The sequence below is a fragment of the Marinobacter sp. DUT-3 genome (assembly GCF_050379435.1).
GTDB lineage: Bacteria > Pseudomonadota > Gammaproteobacteria > Pseudomonadales > Oleiphilaceae > Marinobacter.
Genome location: NZ_JBNRMG010000005.1, coordinates 84,492 through 105,878 on the forward strand (window position 1 = coordinate 84,492; position 21,387 = coordinate 105,878).

At 58.7% G+C, this 21,387-nt stretch carries 16 protein-coding genes; 11 read left to right on the top strand and 5 right to left on the bottom strand.

The genetic code is table 11. The features are described from left to right. Nucleotides 1-160: 160 nt before the first annotated feature. From ACQUWM_RS10835 to ACQUWM_RS10850, 4 genes are all read right to left on the bottom strand, one after another. Nucleotides 161-2,212: a TRAP transporter large permease subunit gene (locus tag ACQUWM_RS10835; RefSeq protein WP_428922160.1), complete on the bottom strand. Its 2,052-nt coding sequence runs from the start codon at nucleotides 2,210-2,212 to the stop codon at nucleotides 161-163. 26 nt (nucleotides 2,213-2,238) lie between these two features. Then, on the bottom strand, nucleotides 2,239-3,249 hold the full coding sequence (locus ACQUWM_RS10840; RefSeq protein ID WP_428922161.1) for a putative solute-binding protein: 1,011 nt from the start codon (nucleotides 3,247-3,249) through the stop codon (nucleotides 2,239-2,241). A gap of 63 nt (nucleotides 3,250-3,312) precedes the next feature. Then, nucleotides 3,313-4,374, bottom strand: coding sequence for a hypothetical protein (locus ACQUWM_RS10845; RefSeq protein WP_428922162.1), 1,062 nt, complete (start codon nucleotides 4,372-4,374; stop codon nucleotides 3,313-3,315). A 285-nt stretch (nucleotides 4,375-4,659) separates the two neighbouring features. Further along, the gene (locus tag ACQUWM_RS10850; RefSeq protein ID WP_428922163.1) at nucleotides 4,660-5,307 is read right to left on the bottom strand and encodes a TetR/AcrR family transcriptional regulator; all 648 of its coding nucleotides are present in this window, start codon (nucleotides 5,305-5,307) and stop codon (nucleotides 4,660-4,662) included. Between the two features lie 118 nt (nucleotides 5,308-5,425). Between ACQUWM_RS10850 and ACQUWM_RS10855 the strand changes: the two genes are divergently transcribed. The 8 genes from ACQUWM_RS10855 (at nucleotide 5,426) to ACQUWM_RS10890 (ending at nucleotide 17,246) form a co-directional block, all read left to right on the top strand. Beyond that, complete coding sequence (locus tag ACQUWM_RS10855) at nucleotides 5,426-7,234, top strand: acyclic terpene utilization AtuA family protein (RefSeq protein ID WP_428922164.1); 1,809 nt, start codon at nucleotides 5,426-5,428, stop codon at nucleotides 7,232-7,234. Continuing rightward, nucleotides 7,231-8,097 carry an SDR family oxidoreductase gene (locus tag ACQUWM_RS10860; protein ID WP_428922165.1) on the top strand — a complete coding sequence of 289 codons (867 nt, stop codon included), beginning with the start codon at nucleotides 7,231-7,233 and terminating at the stop codon, nucleotides 8,095-8,097. The genes ACQUWM_RS10855 and ACQUWM_RS10860 overlap by 4 nt, the downstream gene beginning before the upstream one ends. A 10-nt stretch (nucleotides 8,098-8,107) precedes the next feature. Further along, the gene (locus ACQUWM_RS10865; RefSeq protein WP_406999226.1) at nucleotides 8,108-9,724 is read left to right on the top strand and encodes an acyl-CoA carboxylase subunit beta; all 1,617 of its coding nucleotides are present in this window, start codon (nucleotides 8,108-8,110) and stop codon (nucleotides 9,722-9,724) included. Between the two features lie 524 nt (nucleotides 9,725-10,248). Then, complete coding sequence (locus ACQUWM_RS10870) at nucleotides 10,249-11,409, top strand: acyl-CoA dehydrogenase family protein (RefSeq protein ID WP_406999228.1); 1,161 nt, start codon at nucleotides 10,249-10,251, stop codon at nucleotides 11,407-11,409. A gap of 154 nt (nucleotides 11,410-11,563) precedes the next feature. Next, entirely contained in the window at nucleotides 11,564-12,385 is an 822-nt protein-coding gene (locus ACQUWM_RS10875) for an enoyl-CoA hydratase/isomerase family protein (protein ID WP_428922166.1), read from the top strand. Nucleotides 12,386-12,539: 154 nt separating this feature from the next. Further along, nucleotides 12,540-14,522, top strand: coding sequence for an acetyl/propionyl/methylcrotonyl-CoA carboxylase subunit alpha (locus ACQUWM_RS10880; protein WP_428922167.1), 1,983 nt, complete (start codon nucleotides 12,540-12,542; stop codon nucleotides 14,520-14,522). Next, nucleotides 14,519-15,346: an SDR family oxidoreductase gene (locus tag ACQUWM_RS10885; protein WP_428922168.1), complete on the top strand. Its 828-nt coding sequence runs from the start codon at nucleotides 14,519-14,521 to the stop codon at nucleotides 15,344-15,346. Before ACQUWM_RS10880 ends, ACQUWM_RS10885 begins: the two co-directional genes overlap by 4 nt. A 70-nt stretch (nucleotides 15,347-15,416) precedes the next feature. Continuing rightward, complete coding sequence (locus tag ACQUWM_RS10890) at nucleotides 15,417-17,246, top strand: long-chain-acyl-CoA synthetase (RefSeq protein WP_428922169.1); 1,830 nt, start codon at nucleotides 15,417-15,419, stop codon at nucleotides 17,244-17,246. Between the two features lie 297 nt (nucleotides 17,247-17,543). On the opposite strand, the gene ACQUWM_RS10895 is transcribed toward ACQUWM_RS10890, so the two are convergent. Next, a complete protein-coding gene (locus ACQUWM_RS10895) occupies nucleotides 17,544-18,521 on the bottom strand; it encodes an NADPH:quinone oxidoreductase family protein (protein WP_428922170.1) in 978 nt (325 codons plus the stop codon). 221 nt (nucleotides 18,522-18,742) lie between these two features. Between ACQUWM_RS10895 and ACQUWM_RS10900 the strand changes: the two genes are divergently transcribed. The 3 genes from ACQUWM_RS10900 to ACQUWM_RS10910 all read left to right on the top strand — a co-directional run bounded on the left by ACQUWM_RS10900 (nucleotide 18,743) and on the right by ACQUWM_RS10910 (nucleotide 21,374). Next, nucleotides 18,743-19,357 carry a trimeric intracellular cation channel family protein gene (locus ACQUWM_RS10900; protein WP_406999239.1) on the top strand — a complete coding sequence of 205 codons (615 nt, stop codon included), beginning with the start codon at nucleotides 18,743-18,745 and terminating at the stop codon, nucleotides 19,355-19,357. A gap of 147 nt (nucleotides 19,358-19,504) precedes the next feature. Then, nucleotides 19,505-20,803 carry an NCS2 family permease gene (locus ACQUWM_RS10905; protein WP_428922171.1) on the top strand — a complete coding sequence of 433 codons (1,299 nt, stop codon included), beginning with the start codon at nucleotides 19,505-19,507 and terminating at the stop codon, nucleotides 20,801-20,803. 28 nt (nucleotides 20,804-20,831) lie between these two features. Continuing rightward, nucleotides 20,832-21,374 carry an adenine phosphoribosyltransferase gene (locus ACQUWM_RS10910; protein ID WP_406986806.1) on the top strand — a complete coding sequence of 181 codons (543 nt, stop codon included), beginning with the start codon at nucleotides 20,832-20,834 and terminating at the stop codon, nucleotides 21,372-21,374. The last annotated feature ends 13 nt before the right edge of the window (nucleotides 21,375-21,387 follow it).

Consider the following 21,387-nt stretch of genomic DNA (forward strand, 5'->3'; position numbering starts at 1 on the left):
TCCTGTCATTGATACGTGTTTCGTATTAAAGCATACAACACAGTGTCGCCAGTTATCTGACGATTTCTGTTGCCATTACGTTCCCAAGCGAAACCCGGATGCAAAAAAACCGCCGGCAGGTTACCCCACCGGCGGTTTCTGATGCATAACTACACCCACTTTACAGGGCGTAGAACAACATCGGCACGAAGGCTGAAATCAGCAGCGTCGGCACCATGACCGCCAGGGGCAGCAACAGGCGCTCGTAACGGTGCCAGAACGAGCCTGTACGTTCCGCAGCCAACACTTCCGTTTCACCGACCACCTGACGGGTCAACAGATGGTTCAGTGCTACCGGCGGACTGAGGTAACCCAGCTCGAACGCCACCAGGCAGACAATCCAGAAGTGCAGCGGATCAATACCCAACTGAATGGCTGGCTGAGCAATGGTTGCCGACACCAGGACGACCGCGCCGAATGGATCCATCACCATACCAATGACAGTAAGCATGATCACAATCACCAGCATGGCTATCCACGGACTTGTGAGGTCTTCCGGGAACAGGGCGTGAACAATGTCAGACCGTTCCAGAATCCCCCCCAGACAGATGGAGAAACCGATCAGTGCCAACAGCGCACCAATATGAACCGCGGCATCACTGGCCGCCGCGGTGCTACGGCTCCAGAACGCCTGGGATCGACTTTCTCCATCGTTCCGGCTGTCCTTGCCGGCGTCCAGATAGACCAGAGCCAGGATCACCAGCGGCATGATCATCGGGGCACTGTACTCATTGAAGCCCAGTCCCAGAATGATCCAGATGGCCAGAATCACGCCGATAGCCACTGCGGCATAAGGTACCAGTGGCCGGAATTGCTTCAGCGCTTCCCGGAAGGCGCCCGGTGCAGGGCGTGGCTTCCAGTTGCCCTGAGTCTTGCACACAATGATAGAGAACAGCGTGGCTGACATCATGAATACCCAGAAGCCCCAGCCATACATCTCGGTCGTTGTGACTTCCTTGTTCAAGGCAGCGACCACAACAATCAGCAGGCAAGGGTTCAACACCACACCCAGGCTTCCTGACATGGCAGTCGTTGCCAGAGACAACTGACGACCGGCGCCGGCGCGCCGCAGTTCATCGTAGACCACACCACCAACAGCGAGAATGAAGATACCGGACGCCCCGGTAAACGCTGTGGGGAATGCCGTGGCAAAGATCATCACAGACGCCAGCATGGGCGCAGGCAACTGGAACGGCTTGATGATGTTCAGCAACAACTCAGGTATGCGCGTCTGCTTCAGTGCCATACCCACCAACACGTACAGACCGATGTTGATGAACATGGACGACAGATTGGTCATCATGCCGAAGTAGATGGCAAGCCCCGAGGAGTATCCGTCCACGAAGAAGAAATAGCTCATCGCGATCAGGCCCATCGCGCAATAGAGCGGCAGAACCAGGCCAGAGGATGCTCTCAGGCTGCCCGCCTTCATTCGCTCCGGGACATTGATAAAGCGCGCCAGGTTAATCACCATGAACAGCCCGAATACAGCAGCCCAGGCATTCTGAAGTACGATGTTATCTTCCGATCCGGGCGAACTCTCCAGCTTCCCGACGTACGAAAGCAGGGAGAAAACCATCATTCCGTTAACGGCCAGCTGCACACCCTGACTCAATCGCCATTCCGCACGGTTGCGAGGCAACCTCAAAGCAATGTGATCGGCATCCAACGCGGAAATCGCGGCGGCCATCGCAAACATCGCAATGAACAGGAACTTGGTCAGCTCGATGTTTTCCAGCAGGAACGAAGCGAAGCCCTGCTCCACTGTCTTGAACACCGACAGGGCGGCCGTGGCGTTCTTCTGATTCTCGGCGTACACCTGAAACTTCTGTTCGCAAAGCGCCAGATTCCGTTCCAGGGATTCCCGGATGGAGGCTGCGTTCGGCGGGGAACTGAATAGATCGTCGGGATCAGGCTCGTAGGCATCAATCCGCTTCTGCACCTGGGCCTCGACATCCATCGTCCTGTCACACGTGGGTTCGGTCGCGTCCGGATTAAGCAGATAGTAGTTCGGCCAGGTCTGCTCCCCCACCCAGAGCATTCTGGAGTGGAGGGAGTTCCCCATGCCGAGGAGAAGTGTGAAGATCAGGAGCAGCAAGAGTATTACCCCATGCATACGATGCATGGGGTAAAGGGTCTTGGCACCTGCTGTCGAAAGCGCTTGCCAGTTCATGAAGGATCAGCCTTGATGTTATTTTATTATTCGCGATCGCTTGCGGTGCATTCAGACGCAGACGGGTTACTGGAGCAGCGAATCTTGCTGAGCAGGCTCATCATCTTGGGATGGTAAACCTTTTCTGCACCATGGCTGCCGTCACGAAGCTGGAGACGGTTTTCGCGGAACATTTCCTGGTAACCCTGAATGTCTTTTTCAGGGATGCGAATCCACTTCTCCTCGGGAATGGCTTCTTCCTGGCTCTGAATCAGGTCCATGGCCTGACCATACATACCCCAGGCCACTTCACGGGATTTCTGAGCCGTTTCGTCATCCAGAACACCTTCACGGGCAATCACCTGGATGGTGAGCTGGGCCAGCGGGTAATCGACAATACCGCCGTCTTCCCCGATGCCCTTGTACAATTCCAGGGCCTCGTAGGCGAATGCGGGGGCGTATGCGGTATCAACAGAACCGTTGTTGAACTTGCCGGCAAAGTTGGTGATATCGGAGGGAACCACCGTGGCTTTTACGTGGTTAACCATGTGAATGGCGTCTTTCTGGTAGTCCAGGGTCGCCATCCGCTTACCGGCTAACTCGCCCGCGGTATCGATACTGCGATCGTTCACAAACAGGTAACCGGCACCGGCAGGCACAATGCCCAGCACTTCGTAGCCGTTCGACTCCATCAGTGGGGCGGCCTTGGGGGTTGCCAGGGTTGCCAGCGCGGTCTTCAGATCACCGTAATCCGGAATCGCGCCAACGGCACTGAGGCTACCGGTGAACCTGTTGAAAGGACGAGTACGAAGGTCCGTGGCCGCAACCGCATCACACTGGCCGGAGTTGAAGTCACCTACCGCGACACCCTCATCGGTGTAGGGGCGCAGTTCAAAATCCACACCGTGGGCTTTCATCTCAAGGGCGTAGTCCTTGACCATGTTGAACATGTCACCGTTGGCGCCGATGACATCAAACACGCACATCTTGATAGGCTCGGCTGAAGCAAACGGTGCAGCAGCAACGAGTGACAAGGCAGCAAGGGATTTGCGGATCATAACTGACCTCCGGGTCATTCTTGTGTTTGTAAGGGTCTTCATTGGCTGAAGCTGGACGCCTGCTTACAGCAGATCGTCCAGGTTCATGGTTTCAACTTCTTCTTCGCTCTCCGGACTCATCTTGCCGAAGTGGCGACGGGGGGTCCGGTAGCCGTACTCGGCTGTCCAGTGCTTGTCGGATGAGAACTGAATGACGTCACGGGCGACTTCATCCAACAACCGATAGTCATCGTTGACCTCAATGGTGTTGTCTGCCTCTGCAAAACGTGCGATCAGATCTTCCAGAACTTCCGGCTTACCAAAAGTTTCCGCGGCCACGGCTTCCAGCGCCATGGAGATCCGGAAACCAGCTTCGACGGAAAGCCTGGAGCTGTTTTCCAGAACTTCCCACGGGTCCGGAGACAGCGCCGGCCGGGTATCCGGCAGCAGCAGCCAAACCAGACTGCGAATGGCGTTCGGCGTTCCACCCCACTTTTCATTATCCAGGCAGGTTGCAGCGCGTTCAGCCTGGGGCGCAATATTGCGGGGCACACCCGCCATGGCGCCAGAGTTGGCATCGTTGACAATCGCCTGCAGACCGGTCAGAAGTCCGACCATGAATGTCAGTTCGTCCTGATCTTCAAACAGGAACGGACACTCCAGCTCTTCCGCAGCGGGATCAAAATCATAGGCGGCCATGGCACGCTGGAACGCGATGTAACGGCGCTTTGCGGTTTCCGCGTTCAGGCGTTTCGCCCGCTCACGGGCATCCTTCGCCGCAGGCACATTGCCGGCGTAATCCTCACGCAGGTATTCCAGCTCGGCTTCCCATGCCTGGTATTCCGAACAGTTACCCGCCAGCAGCATCAGCAGGGAACCGGTACTGTCCGGTGCGGACGTGACTCGGGAAAACGAATACAACAAGGGATCAATGCCTTCACCCAGGGCACAGGCCATTTCCGGGTCAGACATCTGCAGTACGTAAGGAGTTGCTTCTCCTTCCGAGTAGCTGGAGAGCACCACGCCTGTGGTGGAATAGATCGGGTTCGCCGAGCAGCCGGCCAGGAAGGCCAGAGCGGCCAGAATCATCAGCTTGTTGCGCATGGCGACCATGCGCCCAAGGGATTTAACCAGTGAAGAGATCATAATTCGCCCTGTGTTCTACGTTGTTTTTATAAGTCCGGGGTGACTCGTAACCACCCCGAGTATCTTCATCGATATGAAGAATGCGGTGAATCTTGTCAGACAAAAATGGCTCGAATGCCGATTTGGTTATGCCGATCAGGCCAATGGCCCGCACTGAAAGAAAGAATATGAAATTATTTTGATAAAAAACAAGGAGTTTGAAAAACACCCTGTTCGAGTACATTTGTACCACCGACAGAAGTTCTGCTGAAAGTTCTACAGAGAGTTCTGGCGAACGGTTCGTTTTTATTCCGCCAAACCCATCATCGCGACGACCTGATCGGTCAATCCATCCAGGCTCATGCCACCATCCGGCCGATACCAGGTCACCGTCCAGCTTAGAGCGCCGGTCAGCATCCGGCGCACCACAAACGGATCGGCCTTCAGCTGCCCTTCACCGTTCATGGCCCCCAGCACATCGAGCCATAACTGTTCATAGATGTCCCGGAGCTCCAACACTTCCGCCCGGGCCCCTTCGGAGAGGCTGCGCCACTCAAATACCAACACGGCCATGGCCTCGCCAGTCTGGCCATTGATGGACTCCAGTTCGGCGCGAATAAGGGCGCGAAGTTTGCCGCGATGGGTTCTCTCTGCCTCCATGGCGGCCTGCATCAACGCGGTATTGAGACGAATGGTTTCCACCATCACCGCTTTGAGAATGTCCTCTTTGGTGCGGAAATGATGAAACAGACTGCCAGACTGGATACCGACCGCGGCCGCCAGGTCCCTCACTGTCGTGCGCTCATAGCCTTTGTCACGGAACAGCCGGGCGGCCTCCCGCAAAAGCCGGCCGCGGGCCCCAGCAGGGTCAGAAACCAGGTTTTCAGCAATAAGGGAACGGAGGATGGCGTCTTGGGTCACAGGCTTTTCCAGCAATAGAAACAATTTCGTCATTCTACCCGCAATTCTCCTGTTTACAAACCAAGCGCTTGCTTGGTATTGTCATTTTTATCATTGGAGAACCCCGTCGGGTCTCGTCACCCGAACGGCCACAAAGAACAAGGCAAACACCATGGCAGATTCCCCGAAAGCCGTTCGCATCGGCTGCTCCGCCGCCTTCTGGGGCGACACTGAGACTGCAGCAGCCCAACTGGTCCGAAAAGGCAACATCGATTACCTGGTGGCGGACTACCTGGCCGAAATCACCATGTCCATCATGGCTGGCCAGAAGATGAAGGATCCCTCCCAGGGCTATGCGCGGGACTTCGTCCAGACGGTCATGGCGCCACTTCTGGGTGATATCAAAGAGAAAGGCATCCGGGTGCTGGCCAACGCCGGCGGCGTCAATCCCGTGGCGTGCCGCGATGCCCTGCAGGCGTTGTGCGAAAAAGCCGGCGTGGAACTGAAGATTGCGCTGGTGCTGGGCGATGACCTGCTGATGAAGAAGAAACAGCTGGCGGAGACCGGCATCACCGAAATGACCACCGGCCAGCCCATGCCGCCAATGATGGTCAGCCTCAACGCCTATCTGGGTGCACCCGGGTTGGTGGCAGCCCTGGAACAGGGAGCCGACATTGTGATCACTGGACGCGTGGCGGACAGCGCTCTGGTACTGGCACCGCTGGTACACGAATTCGGCTGGAACTGGAGCGACTACGACAAACTTGCCCAGGGCAGCCTAGCCGGCCACCTGCTTGAATGCGGAGCCCAGTCCACCGGTGGCAACTTTACCGACTGGCACGAAGTGGCCGACGGTTACGCCGACATGGGCTTCCCCATTGCCGAAGTCAGCGCCAATAGCGATTTCCTGATCACCAAGCCCGAAGGCACCGGAGGCAAAGTCAGCCGTGGTACCGTGGCTGAACAGCTGGTGTATGAAATTGGCGATCCCCGCGCTTACCTGCTCCCGGATGTGACCTGCGACTTCACCGGTGTGGAACTGACCGAGACCGGCACCGATCAGGTCACGGTACGCGGCGCCCGTGGGTTGCCACCTACGGACAGCTACAAGGTATCGGGAACCTGGCCGGATGGCTTCAAATGCACGGTGACCTTCCTGCTCGCCGGCATTGACGCAAAAGCCAAGGCGCAGACTGTCGCCGATGCCATTCTGGCCAAAACCTCCCGCATGTTCAGCGAACGCGGTCTGCCGGATTACACCGAAACCAGCGTTGAATTGCTGGGCACGGAAGCCACCTATGGCGCCCACGGCCAGCGACAGGATTGCCGGGAAGTGGTGGTCAAAATCAGTACCGCTCACCCCAAGAAAGAAGCACTGGTGCTCTTCTCCCGCGAAATCGCCCAGGCGGCCACGGGCATGGCACCCGGCATTACCGGCATTGTCGGCGGCCGTCCGACTGTGTGGCCAAAGATCCGCCTTTACTCCTGCCTGGCGCCAAAATCCGAACTGGCAGTAACCGTTGATCTGGCGGGTGGCAACCACACGGTAGACGTCAACACCGAAGGCGGCTTCGACCCGGCCCAGCTCACCGAATCGTCCGCACATCCTGATCTGCCGGACACCGACACCACTGTACCCCTGATCGACCTGGCCTGGGCCCGCAGCGGTGACAAGGGCGACCACAGCAATATCGGCGTGATAGCCCGCCACCCGGACTTCGTGCCCTTTATCGAAGCGGCGCTGAGCGAATCCGCCGTGGCCGACTGGATGGCCCATACCCTGAATCCCGAAACCGGCAAGGTGACCCGCTGGGCCCTGCCCGGTTTTCATGCTTTCAACTTCCTGCTGGAACACAGCCTTGGCGGCGGCGGCGTCGCCAGCCTGCGTATTGACCCGCAAGGCAAGGCCTTCGCCCAGCAATTACTGGAATTCCCTGTGCCCGTTACCCGGGCCGTTCTGGAAAAAGGACAACGCTCATGAGTTATCAATCCATCTTTCACCCGGACCTGTTCAAGGGCCAGACCTACATTGTGACTGGCGGTGGCTCCGGCATCGGTCGCTGCACCGCCCATGAGCTGGCCGCCCTTGGCGCCCATGTCGCGCTGGTAGGCCGCAAGGCCGAAAAGGTTGAAGCGGTGAAAGGCGAGATTACCGAGGACGGCGGCATCGCCACCGCCCACGTCTGCGATATCCGCGAGGAAGAGTCCGTTAAAACCACGGTGGCCGAGATTCTCGAAGAACACGGCGGACTCAATGGCGTGGTCAACAACGCAGGCGGCCAGTTCCCCTCCCCGCTCGCCGGCATTAACCAGAAAGGCTGGGAAACCGTGGTACGCACAAACCTCACCGGCGGCTTCCTGATGGCCCGCGAGGCCTACACCCAGGCGCTGTCCAAAACCGGTGGCGCCATCGTCAACATCGTTGCCGACATGTGGGGCGGCATGCCCGGCATGGGCCACTCCGGCGCCGCCCGGGCCGGCATGGTGAACTTCACCCAGACCGCCGCAGTGGAATGGGGAACTTCCGGGGTGCGTGTGAACGCTGTCGCCCCGGGCTGGATTGCCTCCAGCGGCATGGACAACTACCCGGAACACATGAAGCAGTGGATTCGCAGCCTGGGCGATAACGTGCCCCTCAAGCGCATGGGCACCGAGGCCGAAGTCAGCGCCGCTATCTGCTTCCTGCTGAGCCCCGGCGCGGCTTTCGTCAGCGGCGATTGCCTGCGCATCGACGGCGCCGCGTCCCAGGGTGGCCGGGTATGGCCATTCCCGAAGGCGAAGAACAACGAACCGTTTAACGGCTTCCATCGGGCCACCACCCCCAAAGTGCTGGGCGAAGACTGAGGAGTAAGCAATGCAGGTCATTGAATCCACCGTCAGCCCGCAATCGGACGACTTCCGTGCTAACAGCGAAGCCATGGAAGCCCACATCACTACGTTCCGGGATGTGGAACAAAAGGTTCTGGATCTGGCGGAAGCGGCTCGGGAGAAGTTCACCAAACGGGGCAAACTGCTGCCCCGGGATCGCATCAACCGCCTACTGGACCGGGGCACCCCGTTTCTGGAACTGTGCTCCCTGGCCGGCTACAAGATGCACGACGACAAAGACGGCAGCCTGTCCGGTGGCGGCATCATAGCCGGCATCGGCACCGTCAGTGGCATTCGCTGCCTGGTGGTCGCCAGCAACAGCGCCATCAAGGGCGGCACTATCACGCCTGCCGGCCTGGACAAAACCCTGCGCCTGCAGCAGATCGCCATGGAGAACAAACTGCCGGTGGTGTCCATGTCTGAAAGCGGCGGCGCCAACCTGAACTACGCCACGGACATTTTCGTACTCGGCGCCCGCGGCTTCGCCAACCAGGCCCGCATGTCCGCCGCCGGCATTCCCCAGGTAACCGTGGTCCATGGCAACGCTACCGCCGGCGGTGCTTATCAGCCGGGCCTGTCTGATTACGTCATCGCCGTGCGCGACCAGGCCAAGATGTTCCTCGCCGGTCCGCCGCTGCTGAAAGCCGCTACCGGTGAAGTGGCCACCGACGAAGAACTGGGCGGTGCGGAAATGCACGCCCAGGTAGCCGGCACCGCCGAATACCTGGCCGAAGACGATGCCGACGGCATCCGCCAGGCGAGAAACATCCTGGAAGCCCTGCCCTGGAACGAACAGTTGCCGCCGCAGCGGGAATTGCAGTGGGAAGACCCGCTGTACCCGGCGGAAGAACTGCTGGGCGTGATCCCGGCGGATTCCAAGAAGCCCTACGATGTTCGCGAAATTCTGGCGCGCATTGCCGATGGCTCGAAGTTCATGGACTTCAAGAACGAATTCGACGACCAGACCGTCTGCGGCACCATCCGCATCGAAGGTCATTCCGTCGGCATCATCGGCAACAACGGCCCGATTACCCCGGCCGGTTCCGCCAAGGCAGCCCAGTTTATCCAGCTCTGCGATCAGGCGGGCACGCCGTTGCTGTTCTTGCACAACACCACCGGTTTCATGGTGGGCACGCATTCGGAACAGAACGGCATCATCAAACACGGCTCGAAAATGATTCAGGCGGTGGCCAATTGCCGGGTGCCAAAGGTCGCCATTGTGATCGGCGGTTCCTATGGTGCCGGTAACTATGCGATGTGTGGTCGCGGTCTGGACCCGCGTTTCATCTTCGCCTGGCCCAACAGCCGCACAGCGGTCATGGGCCCGGCCCAGGCCGGCAAGGTGATGCGCATCGTGGCGGAGGACAAGCAGCGCCGGGGAGGCATGGAGCCGGATCCGAAGACGCTGGATTTTCTGGAGCAGGCCACGGCCAAGAAACTGGAAGATGGATCGACTGCCCTGTTTGGCACAGCCCGGTTGTGGGACGACGGCCTGATCGACCCGCGGGATACACGGCGGGTGGTGGCTCTGGTTCTGGATGTTTGCCGGGAGGCTGAGGCAAGGCAGTTGCGGCCTAATACCTTTGGTGTGGCTCGCCTGTGATGGGGGGAGCCCGCCTCTAGGAGATTTAAGTTTGGAGGTGGAACCGGTTGGAAGTGAGTGTCCAAAAACCGCTACGAGCACATCCATGTGCGCTTCTCTCGGGCCATCCTTGGCCCTCGAAATTTTTGGACACTCACTTCCAACCGGTTCTTCTGAGCCAAGCGTTATCGCCGTATTGGAGCATGCTTTTCCAAAGGGCACGACAGAAAAACAAACGTAGGTCGGATTAGCCGCAGGCGTAATCCGCCCAACACAATCCGCCAATCTGTCGGATTACGCCTGCGGCTAATCCGACCTACAAATGAACAAAACTTTCAGCAAACTGCACCACATTTGCAGACAAAAGCGGGTGTGGGGGACCGATTCCAGAAAATCTCGGAGGCCATGGATGGCCGGAGCGAAGCGCACAGGGATGTGCTCGTAGCGGTTTTCTGGAATCGGTCCCCCACAGCCGCCACCCAAGCTAACAAACGTGCACCAATCCAACGAAAGCACGAACTTTCTATCTGTAGGAGAACAACAACATGAAATTCACACCCGAACACAAGGCCCTGAGGAAAACCGTCCGCGATTTCGTCGAGAAAGAGCTCAATCCTCACATCGAAGAATGGGAAGAAGCCGGTGAATACCCCATCCATGAAGTCTTCAAAAAGCTAGGCAACCTTGGCCTGCTGGGCATTCAGAAGCCTGAAGAATATGGCGGCATGGGACTGGATTACAGCTATAACCTGGTGGCGGCGGAAGAGTTCGGTCGCACCCTCTGCGGCGGTGTGCCGCTGTCCATCGGGGTGCAGACTGATATGTGCACCCCCGCTATAGCCCGATTTGGCTCCGATGAGTTGAAACGGGATTTCCTGGCTCCAGCCATCGCGGGGGACATGGTGGGCTGTATCGGCGTCAGCGAGGTCGGTGCCGGCTCAGACGTCGCGGGGCTCAAGACCACCGCGAAGAAAGATGGGGACGATTACATCATCAACGGCTCCAAGATGTGGATCACCAACTCACCCAAGGCCGACTTCATCTGCCTGCTGGCCAACACATCCGACGACAAACCACATAAGAACAAGTCCCTGATTGTGGTTCCCATGAACTCACCGGGCATCAGCTTCAGCAATCACCTTAACAAGCTGGGGATGCGTTCCACGGAAACGGCCCAGGTGTTCTTCGACGATGTCCGAGTGCCACAACGCAACCGCATTGGCGCGGAAGGCACCGGTTTTATGATGCAGATGATGCAATTCCAGGAAGAGCGCATGTGGGCCGCCGCCAACATGATTCTGGCTCTGGAAGGTTGCATCGATAAAACGATCGAATACTGCCGCGAGCGCAAGACCTTTGGTCAGCCACTGATCGACAACCAGGTGATCCACTTCCGCTTCGCCGAGTTGCAGACTGAGATCGAGGCCCTTCGCGCCCTCACCTATGAAGCCTGCGAACTCCACATCAACGGCAAAGACGCAACGCGCCTGGCTTCCATGGCCAAGCTCAAGGCTGGCCGTCTGGGCCGCGAGGTAACCGACAGTTGCCTGCAGTACTGGGGCGGCATGGGTTACATGTGGGACAACCCCCTGTCCCGCGCTTACCGCGATGTTCGCCTGGCGTCCATCGGCGGCGGTGCCGACGAAATCATGCTGGGCATCATCTGCAAGATGATGGGAACCCTGCCGGGTAAACGCAAAGACTAACATTTGGTGCCAGACCGGCAGCGCGGTATCACTGCCCAGGACACGCCTACAAGTACGTCCCTGTAGGGCTCGATTCGGGCCATCCCTGGCCCTCAACGGTCCTGGACAGTGATACCGCGCTGCCCGCCCCAGACAATATACGTGGAGTCATTTGATGGACCAGCTACCACATTGCGAAACGCTGCTACTGGAAATCCAGGGCCCGAACCTGCACGTCACCATCAACCGCCCGGACGTGCGCAACGCCATGAGCCTGCAAATGGTGGCGGAACTGTCGGCGGTATTCGCACAAATCGAAACCGACCTCAGCATACGCGCTGTGGTCATCCGGGGAGCCGGCGGCCACTTCTGTGCCGGCGGCGACATCAAAGACATGGCCGGCGCCCGTGGACAGGACGCCGGTGACGGCGAAGCCGATCCGTTCTACCGCCTGAACCGGGCCTTCGGCCAGATGATCCAGCAGGTCAACGAATCCTCAAAGGTCGTCATCGCCATCACCGAAGGCGCGGTGATGGGCGGCGGATTCGGGCTGGCCTGTGTATCAGACGTAGCCATCGCCGGGCCGACCGCCAAGTTCGGTATGCCGGAAACCTCCCTCGGCGTTATCCCCGCACAGATCGCACCGTTTGTGGTCGAGCGCATCGGCCTGACTCAGGCCCGTCGATTGGCGTTGTTGGGTCTGAGAATTGATGTGGAAGAGGCGTGCACGCTCGGGATTGTTCACCAGGTTGCTGCTTCGGAGGAGCTGATCGACGAATTACTCGGCCAGGCCCTTGAGCGCGTTCGTCACTGCGCACCAAAGGCAACAGCAGAAACGAAGGCGTTGCTCCACCGTGTTGGCCACGAATCCATGAGCGGGTTGCTGGACAGCGCCGCAGAGAAATTTGCCGCAGCCATTCGTGGCGATGAGGGCGCTGAAGGAACAATGGCCTTTATGCAAAAACGCCCTCCGAAATGGGCAGGCGACGCCGAATGATCGCGGGAGCACCTGTGCCGGGGGAGTGCCTCCAGAAAATTTCGAAGGCCAGGGATGGCCTGAGAGAAGCGCACATGGATGTGCTCGTAGCGGTTTTCTGGAGGCACTCCCCCGGCATAGGTGCGGACAGGCACCATCACAAGAGACAAGCACCATGTTGAAGAAGATCCTAATAGCCAACCGAGGCGAAATAGCCGTCCGGGTCATCCGCACCGCCAAGGCCCTGGGGTACCGGACCGTCGCCATTTACTCCGAGGCCGATGCCCGCGCCCTTCACGTACATGAGGCCGATGAAGCCGTGTGCGTTGGGGCCGCCCAAGTTAGCGCGTCTTACCTGAATGTCGACGCCATCCTCGAAGCCGCCAGGAAAACCGGCGCCGACTGCATCCACCCCGGCTACGGCTTCCTCTCCGAGAACGCCGCCTTCGCCAACGCCTGCAAAGACGCCGGCCTGATCTTTGTTGGACCGCCAGCAGACGCCATCGAACTCATGGGGAGCAAACGGCGCTCCAAAATCGCCATGCAGGAAGCCGGCGTGCCCGTGGTCCCCGGCTACGAAGGCCCTGTCGAAGGTAACACCGCCAGCGATGACGAACTCATCGGCGCCGCAGGCGACATCGGCTACCCGCTGATGATCAAAGCCTCCGCCGGCGGCGGTGGCCGGGGCATGCGCCTGGTGAAGGAAGAAGCAGAATTGGCGAACAACATCAAACGCGCCCGTTCCGAAGCCAAACAGGCCTTCGGCGACGACGAACTCATCCTCGAAAAAGCCGTCATCGAACCCCGCCACGTGGAAATCCAGATCTTCGCCGACCGTCACGGCAACGCCGTCTACCTCGGCGAACGGGACTGCTCCGTGCAGCGGCGCCACCAGAAAGTCGTGGAAGAAGCCCCCTCTCCTTTCGTCACACCGGAACTGCGACAAGCCATGGGTGAAGCGGCCGTTAAAGCCGCTCTGGCCTGCAGTTACGAAGGCGCCGGCACCGTCGAATTCCTGGTCGACAAGGATCGTAACTTCTATTTCCTGGAAATGAACACCCGCCTGCAAGTGGAACACCCGGTCACCGAACTCATCACCGGACAGGATCTGGTGGCCTGGCAACTGGCCGTGGCCGAAGGTCAGCCCCTGCCCCTGCAGCAGGACGAAATCCAGCTCAATGGCCACGCCATCGAAGTGCGACTGTACGCGGAAGATCCCGCCCACGATTTCACACCGCAAACCGGACCACTGTATGCCTTCGAACCCGCTGAGGGCGAAGGCCTGCGTTTCGACACCGGCGTGCGCTCCGGCGACACCATCACGCCCCACTACGACCCCATGCTGGCCAAAGTGATCGCCTGGGGCCAGAACCGGGACGAAGCACGCCGCCGGCTGATTCGTGCCCTGGAAGACACCACTGTGTTCGGGGTCACCACCAACCGCTACTTCCTCAGCCGCATCATCGCCAACGAGACTTTCGGAGCGGGAGAAGCCACCACCGCCTTCCTGCAACAGGCCTTCCGCGATGATCCGTCACTGGCACCATTTGCCCCGGGTGTCCGCGAACTGGCCCTGGCCGCCTGCGTACTCGACCATGGCATTTCGGGCCAGAGCGCCTGGAGCAATGCACCGGCGACCATGACGCCAATGAAGCTGGACACCGGCGAGAAAACCATCGAGCTTCTGGTGCGAAAGGCCGGAAACACAGTGTCTGTCAGCCATGGCGACAGTCATTACCAACTCGTCCTGGAAAGCCTCGGCGATGGCCTGTTATGCATCATCGACAACGGCATACGTCAACGTTGCCAATATCACCGCGAAGGGGATTCCCTATATTTGCAGGCGTTCGGGCAAGCCTGGTCGGTGCGGGACGTTACCCACCAGCCGGCGGCGGGCGCCAACGGCGTCGGCAGCGGCAAGGTCCAGGCCTCCATGGATGGCGCCATCATTGATGTGCTGGTAACGGCGGGCCAGACCGTCCAACAGGGCGAAACTCTGGTTATACTGGAAGCCATGAAGATGGAACATCCGGTCAAGGCGGATCGGAATGGTGTGGTCGGCGAGGTGCTTGTCAGCAACGGCGACCAGGTCAAGCGTAGCCAGCTACTGGTGAATATCAGCGCTGGCGAGGCGACAGAACAGGAGGCCAGCGCATGAACAGCCTGAACAACCGAACGGTTTTTATCACCGGTGGTAGCCGGGGGATCGGCCGGGCCATTGCCCTGGCCTGCGCCAGACAGGGTGCGAACGTGGTGATCGGGGCCAAGTCCGACACGCCACACCCGAAACTGCCCGGCACCATTCACAGTGTGGCGGAGGAAATTCGTGCCGCCGGCGGACAGGCGCTGCCACTGGTGCTGGATGTGCGGGACGAGAAACTGGTAGGCCAGCGTGTGGATGAAGCCGGCGAACATTTTGGCGGCATTGATGTGCTGGTGAACAACGCCGGCGCCATTCGGCTGACCGGCGTGGAAAACCTCAAGGCCAGCCGCTACGACCTGATGCATCAGGTCAACGCCCGCGCGGTGTTCGTCTGCAGCCAGGCGGCATTGCCCTGGCTGAAGGCGTCGGACAACGCTCATATCCTGAGCCTTTCGCCGCCATTGAATCTGGACACCAAATGGTTCGCCCAGTACGGACCCTACACGACAACAAAGTACGCCATGACCATGCTCAGCATGGGAATGGCAGAGGAATTCAACCGTTACGACATCGCCGTCAACTGTCTGTGGCCCAAGACCCTGATTTCCACGGCGGCCATCGAGTATGAAGTGGGTGGCCCCGAGATGATGGCACAGGGCCGCAAACCGGAGATCATGGCCGATGCCGCGGTCAGCATTCTGAACCGCCCGGGCACTAGCGTGACCGGCCAGGCGCTGATCGACGAAGACGTCCTCAGGGGCGATGGCGTAACCGATTTCGAACAGTACCGATACGCCGCAGGTGACAAGCCGCTGCTACCGGACCTGTTCCTGGATTAGCCCCGGCGGCGAATGGTGTCCCGGGGCATGAATGACAAAATGACAACTCAAAACCCTTACGGATAACACCATGAGTCAAGACAACGTTTCAGCCCGTGACATCGTCCGCAGCATTCCGGGCATCGTCCGCCGCTTCCCTTCCATCGCCAAGGGCTACTATTACTACTCAGTCAAGAACGAAAATAAAGAACTGACGCTTGGCACCCTGGTGGAGCGCAACGCGGAAAAATACCCGTCCCGCACTGCCATCGCCTACGAAGATCGCAGCGTCACCTGGTCCGAGTTCAACGCCTGGGCGAACCGCATCGCCAACTTCCTGCTGGCCCAGGGACTGGTCAAAGGTGAGTCCATCGCCGTCTTCCTGGAAAATCGCCCGGAAATTCTGGCTGTGGTGGCCGGTGCCGCCAAGATCGGCGTGTCCTGTGCCATGCTCAATACCTCCCAGAAAGGCAAGGTGCTGGAACACAGCGTGAACCTGATCAAGCCGCGCATGGTGGTGGTTGGCGAAGAGCTGGTAGAGCCGTTCGATGCTGTAAAGGATGACCTGCTAACCCGGCATCGTACGCCGTTCCTGTTCCTGGCCGACACCAACACCCTGAACATCTTCGGCGACGCCCCGGAAGGCTACGTCAACATGGCGGAAAAAGTGAGCGCCCACGGCGGCACCAATCCGGTGCTGAGCAACCCGCCGAAAATGGGTGACACAGCGATTTACCTGTTTACCTCCGGCACCACCGGTCTGCCCAAGGCCGCACCCGGTAGCCACCGCAAATTCGTGAAAGCCTACGGCGGCTTCGGCCTGATGTCCCTGGCCATGGAACCGGACGATGTTCTCTACTGCACACTGCCGCTGTATCACGGCACCGCATTGCTGGTGTGCTGGGGCTCCGTACTGGCTGGCGGTTCCTCCATCGCCCTGCGCCGCAAGTTCTCCGCCAGCGCCTTCTGGGACGATGTACGCCGTTACAACGCCACCACCTTCGGCTATGTCGGGGAGCTCTGCCGCTACCTGCTGAACCAGCCCGCCAGCGAGCAGGACCGCAACCACAATCTGACCAAAATGATCGGCAATGGTCTGCGCCCATCAATCTGGAAAGAGTTCAAGCAGCGCTTCGGCATTGAAACCGTGGCGGAACTTTATGCCTCCAGCGAAGGCAACATCGGTTTCTCCAACTTCTTCAACATGGATAACACCGTGGGCTTCTCCACTGCCCCGTACAAACTGGTAAAATTCCACGAAGGCACCCGCGACCCGATCCGCAACGAGAAGGGCTACATGAAGGAGGTTCGCAAGGGCGAGCCGGGCCTGCTGATCGGTGAGATTACCAAGAAATGGTCCTTCGAGGGTTACACCCAGAAAGAAGCCACGGAAAAATCCATCCTCCGCGATGCGTTCAAGAAGGGCGATGCCTGGTTCAACACCGGCGACGTTCTGAAGGAAATTGGCTGCGGCCACCTGCAGTTCGTAGACCGCATGGGCGATACCTTCCGTTGGAAGGGCGAGAACGTGTCCACCACGGAAGTGGAGAACATTATCGACGGCTCCGGCATGGTGGAAGAAGCCATTGTCTACGGTGTGGAAATCCCCAAAACCAACGGCAAGGCCGGTATGGTCACTCTGGTACCCCACAGCAACGGCAGCGAATTTGATATCAATAAGCTGTTCGCATACCTGAAGGAAAACCTGCCCGCTTACGCGATTCCGGTGTTCGTGCGCGTGACCCACGCCATCGAGAAAACCGGTACCTTCAAGTACCGCAAGGTGGACATCCAGAAAGCCGGCTATTCCCTCGGCAAACCTGGCGAGGAGGTTTATGCCTGGCTGCCCCGTACGGACGGGTATACGCGGCTTGATGAGAAGCTGGTTTCTGAGATTGATGCAGGGAAGGTTAGTTTCTGACTTTGGAGGGGCCTGCTTCTTTGGGCCCTAGCCTGTTTTTTCTGGGGCGCCCACCAGCGCGTTCGGACATTTCAGTTATGTCCGATCAAATTCAAAAGCGTAGGTACGTAGGCCTGATATATCCGAGAAGTTTACAAGCCGTGTCGGGCAGGCCTTCCCAAAAATCTTGGAGGCCATGGATGGCCGGAACGAAGCGCACAGGGATGTGCTTGTAGCGGTTTTTGGGAAGGCCTGCCCGACACGGCGTCACCACCACATCAAGCAGGCTACAATAACCGAACTCCCAATCTGCCGACCCTAGCCGACCTTAAGCACCACCTTCCCGGTAGCACGACGTTCGGTTAAGGCACCAAGTGCCTTGGCGTAGTCCTCGAATTCGAACACTTCGCTGATCTTCGGATCGATCTTACCTTCGGCGTAGAGCTTCATCAGCTCCATCATGTTCTGGGCGCTGGCCTCTGGTTCGCGTTGGGTGAAGCTACCCCAGAACACGCCGACCACGGAACAGCCCTTCAGTAGCGTCAGGTTCGCCGGGATCTTGGGGATATCGCCGGCGGCGAAGCCGATGATGAGGTGGCGGCCGTTCCAGGCCATGGCGCGTAGGGCCTGTTCGGTGAAGTCGCCGCCGACCGGGTCGTAGATTACATCCACGCCTTTGCTATTGGTGAGCTTCTTGACCGCTTCTTTCAGGGGCTCTTCGGTGTAGTTGATCAGCTCATCGGCACCGGCTGCTTTGGCCACCGCCAGCTTCTCCGCGGAACTGGCCGCGGCAATGACGCGGGCGCCCATGGCCTTGCCCAGCTCCACAGTGGCCAGGCCCACACCGCCGCTGGCACCCAGCACCAGCAGGGTTTCACCCGGCTGCAGGTTGGCGCGTTGTTTCAGGGCGTAGTAGGAAGTGCCGTAAACCATGGAGAAGGCGGCAGCCTTTTCGTCCGGCATGGCATCAGGTACCGGCAGCAGGTTCTGTTCCGGCGCCACGATTTCCTCGGCGAAGGCACCGTAACCGGTCAGGCCGGCGACCCGGTCGCCCGGTTTGAAACGGGTAACCTTCTCGCCCACCTCAATCACTTCGCCGGCCATTTCACCACCCGGTGAAAATGGCAGCGACGGTTTTAGCTGGTACTTGTTTTCGATGATGAGGGTATCAGGGAAATTCAGACCCGCCGCCTTGACGCGGATTTTCACGCCGTGGCCTTTCACGTCGGGACTTGCTACATCTTCGATCACCAGCTTTTCTGCTGGGCCGTATTCTTTACAGAGGATGGCTTTCATAGTGACTCCATTGTTATTGGGAAAACATCAATGCCGTTTTTGATTCCCATCAAGCTAAACAGAGTCACTCCATGAAGCAAATAAAGATATCTTATCCATCCGCATTAGGGTTATTTATAGCCTGTGATTAGCCAGGGATGAATCCAGCATGAATTTAGGCTATCCTTCGCGCACTCAAACCCGGCTGGTTCGCCGCTGTTTCCTGTCTTTCACGGTCTGTTATGTTCGATATCATCTATTTTCTTGAAATGATTGGCGTTGTTGCGTTCGCCATTTCAGGAATGATTGTTGCGCGATCCAAAAATATGGATCCCGTGGGGGTGTTCACCATCGGGTTCATCACGGCACTGGGCGGCGGAACCCTGCGGGATCTGATGATGGATAACCATCCGCTGTACTGGATCAAGCACCAGGAGCAGCCCATCCTCATTCTCGCCATGGCCATTGTGTTCAGTTACTGGCGGCGGGCGGAAAAAATCCGTGAATCACGAATCGTGTTTCCCGACGCCATCGGCCTGGGCATTTTCTCCATTCTTGGCGCCCAGTTGGCGCTTGATCTCGGGCATTCGTGGTTTATTGCGTCCCTGCTCGGCGTGATGACCGGCACCTTCGGTGGCGCACTGCGGGATACCCTGTGTAACGAGGTTCCGTTCATTTTCCGCAAGGACCAGATTTACGCATCCATCTCGTTCGCCGGTTGCTGGCTTTATTTTGTGTGCCAATGGTTCATGGAAAGCGAAACCATTGCCCTGAGCGTGGGCCTGTTGTTTATCGTTATTGTGCGCATGCTGGCTGTACGCTTTGACATCCGGCTTCAACGCGATCCCCATGGCTGAGGGGAATCCGTAATGATGAACCTCCAATCGTCCCTTGGCCTGACGCCTCTCAGCCGGTAAGATTGCCGTTTTTTCACACAACTCAGTAATATCGACTCTCTTCAAACCCGAAACCCTACCCAGCACTCAGTGAGGCAGACCTCCGTCATGCTCGAGCGATTATTTCAATTAAAGGCCCACGGCACCGATGTCCGTAAAGAGGTGGTGGCCGGCATTACCACCTTCCTGACCATGGCCTATATCATTGTGGTCAACCCCAGCATGCTGGAAGCCGCTGGCATGGATTACGGTGCGGTGTTTGTGGCTACATGCCTGGCTGCAGTCATCGGCACACTGATTATGGGGTTGTGGGCCAACTACCCCATTGCCCTCGCACCGGGTATGGGACTGAACGCGTTCTTCTCGTTCACCGTGGTGGGCAGCATGGGCTACAGCTGGCAAGTGGCCCTTGGTGCCGTGTTCATTTCCGGTTTCCTGTTTTTCCTGCTGAGCATTCTCAAAGTCCGGGAATGGATCATTAACAGCATTCCGCTCTCCCTGCGCTTCGGCATTTCCGCCGGTATTGGTTTCTTCCTTGCTTTGATCGCCCTCAAGAACGCCGGCATTGTGGTGGATAACCCGGCCACACTGGTGGGCATGGGCGACGTCAAAGGCCCCGAAGCCCTGCTGTTCTTTGGCGGTTTCGCGCTGATCTGCGCCCTGGCGTTCCGTCGGGTCACCGGCGCGGTGATGATCGGCATTATCGCAGTCACCGTGATTGCCATGATGCTGGGCATGGTTGATTACAATGGCTTTGTCTCCGCGCCGCCGAGCATGGCGCCCACCTTCATGCAGCTGGACCTTGCCGGTGCCCTCAACGTGGGCATGATCAGCATCATCTTTGCATTCCTGTTCGTGGACCTGTTTGACACCTCCGGCACTCTGATTGGCGCAGCCCAACGCGGCGGCCTCCTGGACAAGGACGGCAAGCTGCCCCGCCTTGGCCGTGCACTGATGTCCGACTCCGTCGCGACCATGTCGGGTGCGGCGATGGGCACCTCCACCACGACCAGCTACATCGAATCGACCGCGGGCATCTCCGCCGGCGGTCGCACCGGGCTGACCGCCGTGGTGGTCGCCGCCCTGTTCCTGGCCTGCCTGTTCCTGTCACCCATTGCCAGCGTCATTCCGCCCTACGCCACCGCACCGGCGCTGCTGTTTGTAGCGGTATTGATGACCTCCGGCCTGAAGCTCATTGACTGGGACGATGTCACCGATGCCGCGCCAGCCGTGGTGACCGCGCTGATGATGCCGCTGACCTTTTCCATTGCCAACGGCATTGCGCTCGGCTTCATCACCTATGCTGTACTGAAAGCACTCAGCGGCCGCTGGTCTCACCTGAACGCCAGCGTGATCATCATTGCCGTTGTTTTCGTGTTGAAATTCATGTTCCTGGACGTGGCGTAAGCCGCTTCCAGCGTTTTCCGGACAATTTATGGATTACTTTGCAGAGAGCATCAAAAAAGCCATCCGCACGGTGCCTGACTGGCCCAAGCCCGGCGTGGCCTTCCGTGACATCACCACGGTTCTTCAGGATCGCACGGCCTTTCGCAAGCTGATTGACGCCTTTGTTCACCGTTACCATGGGCAGAACATCGACGCCGTCGCCGCCGTGGATGCCCGCGGCTTCATCATCGGCTCGGCACTCGCCTACGAACTGAACGCCTCACTGGTACTGATCCGCAAGAAAGGCAAACTGCCCTTCGATACCCTGGTGGAAGATTACGAACTGGAGTACGGCACCGCGTCCGTGGAACTCCACAAGGATGCCTTCAAGCCTGGCGATAATGTAGTTCTGGTGGACGACCTGATTGCCACCGGCGGCACCATGCTGGCTGCCGCCCGGCTGATTCGCCGTATCGGCGCGGAGATTGTCGAAGTGGCGGCAATGATTGACCTGCCGGATCTCGGCGGCTCCCGCAAGCTGCAGCAAGAGGGATTGCAGGTATATACTGTTTGCTCCTTTGAAGGCGACTAGTAAACAGGAGACG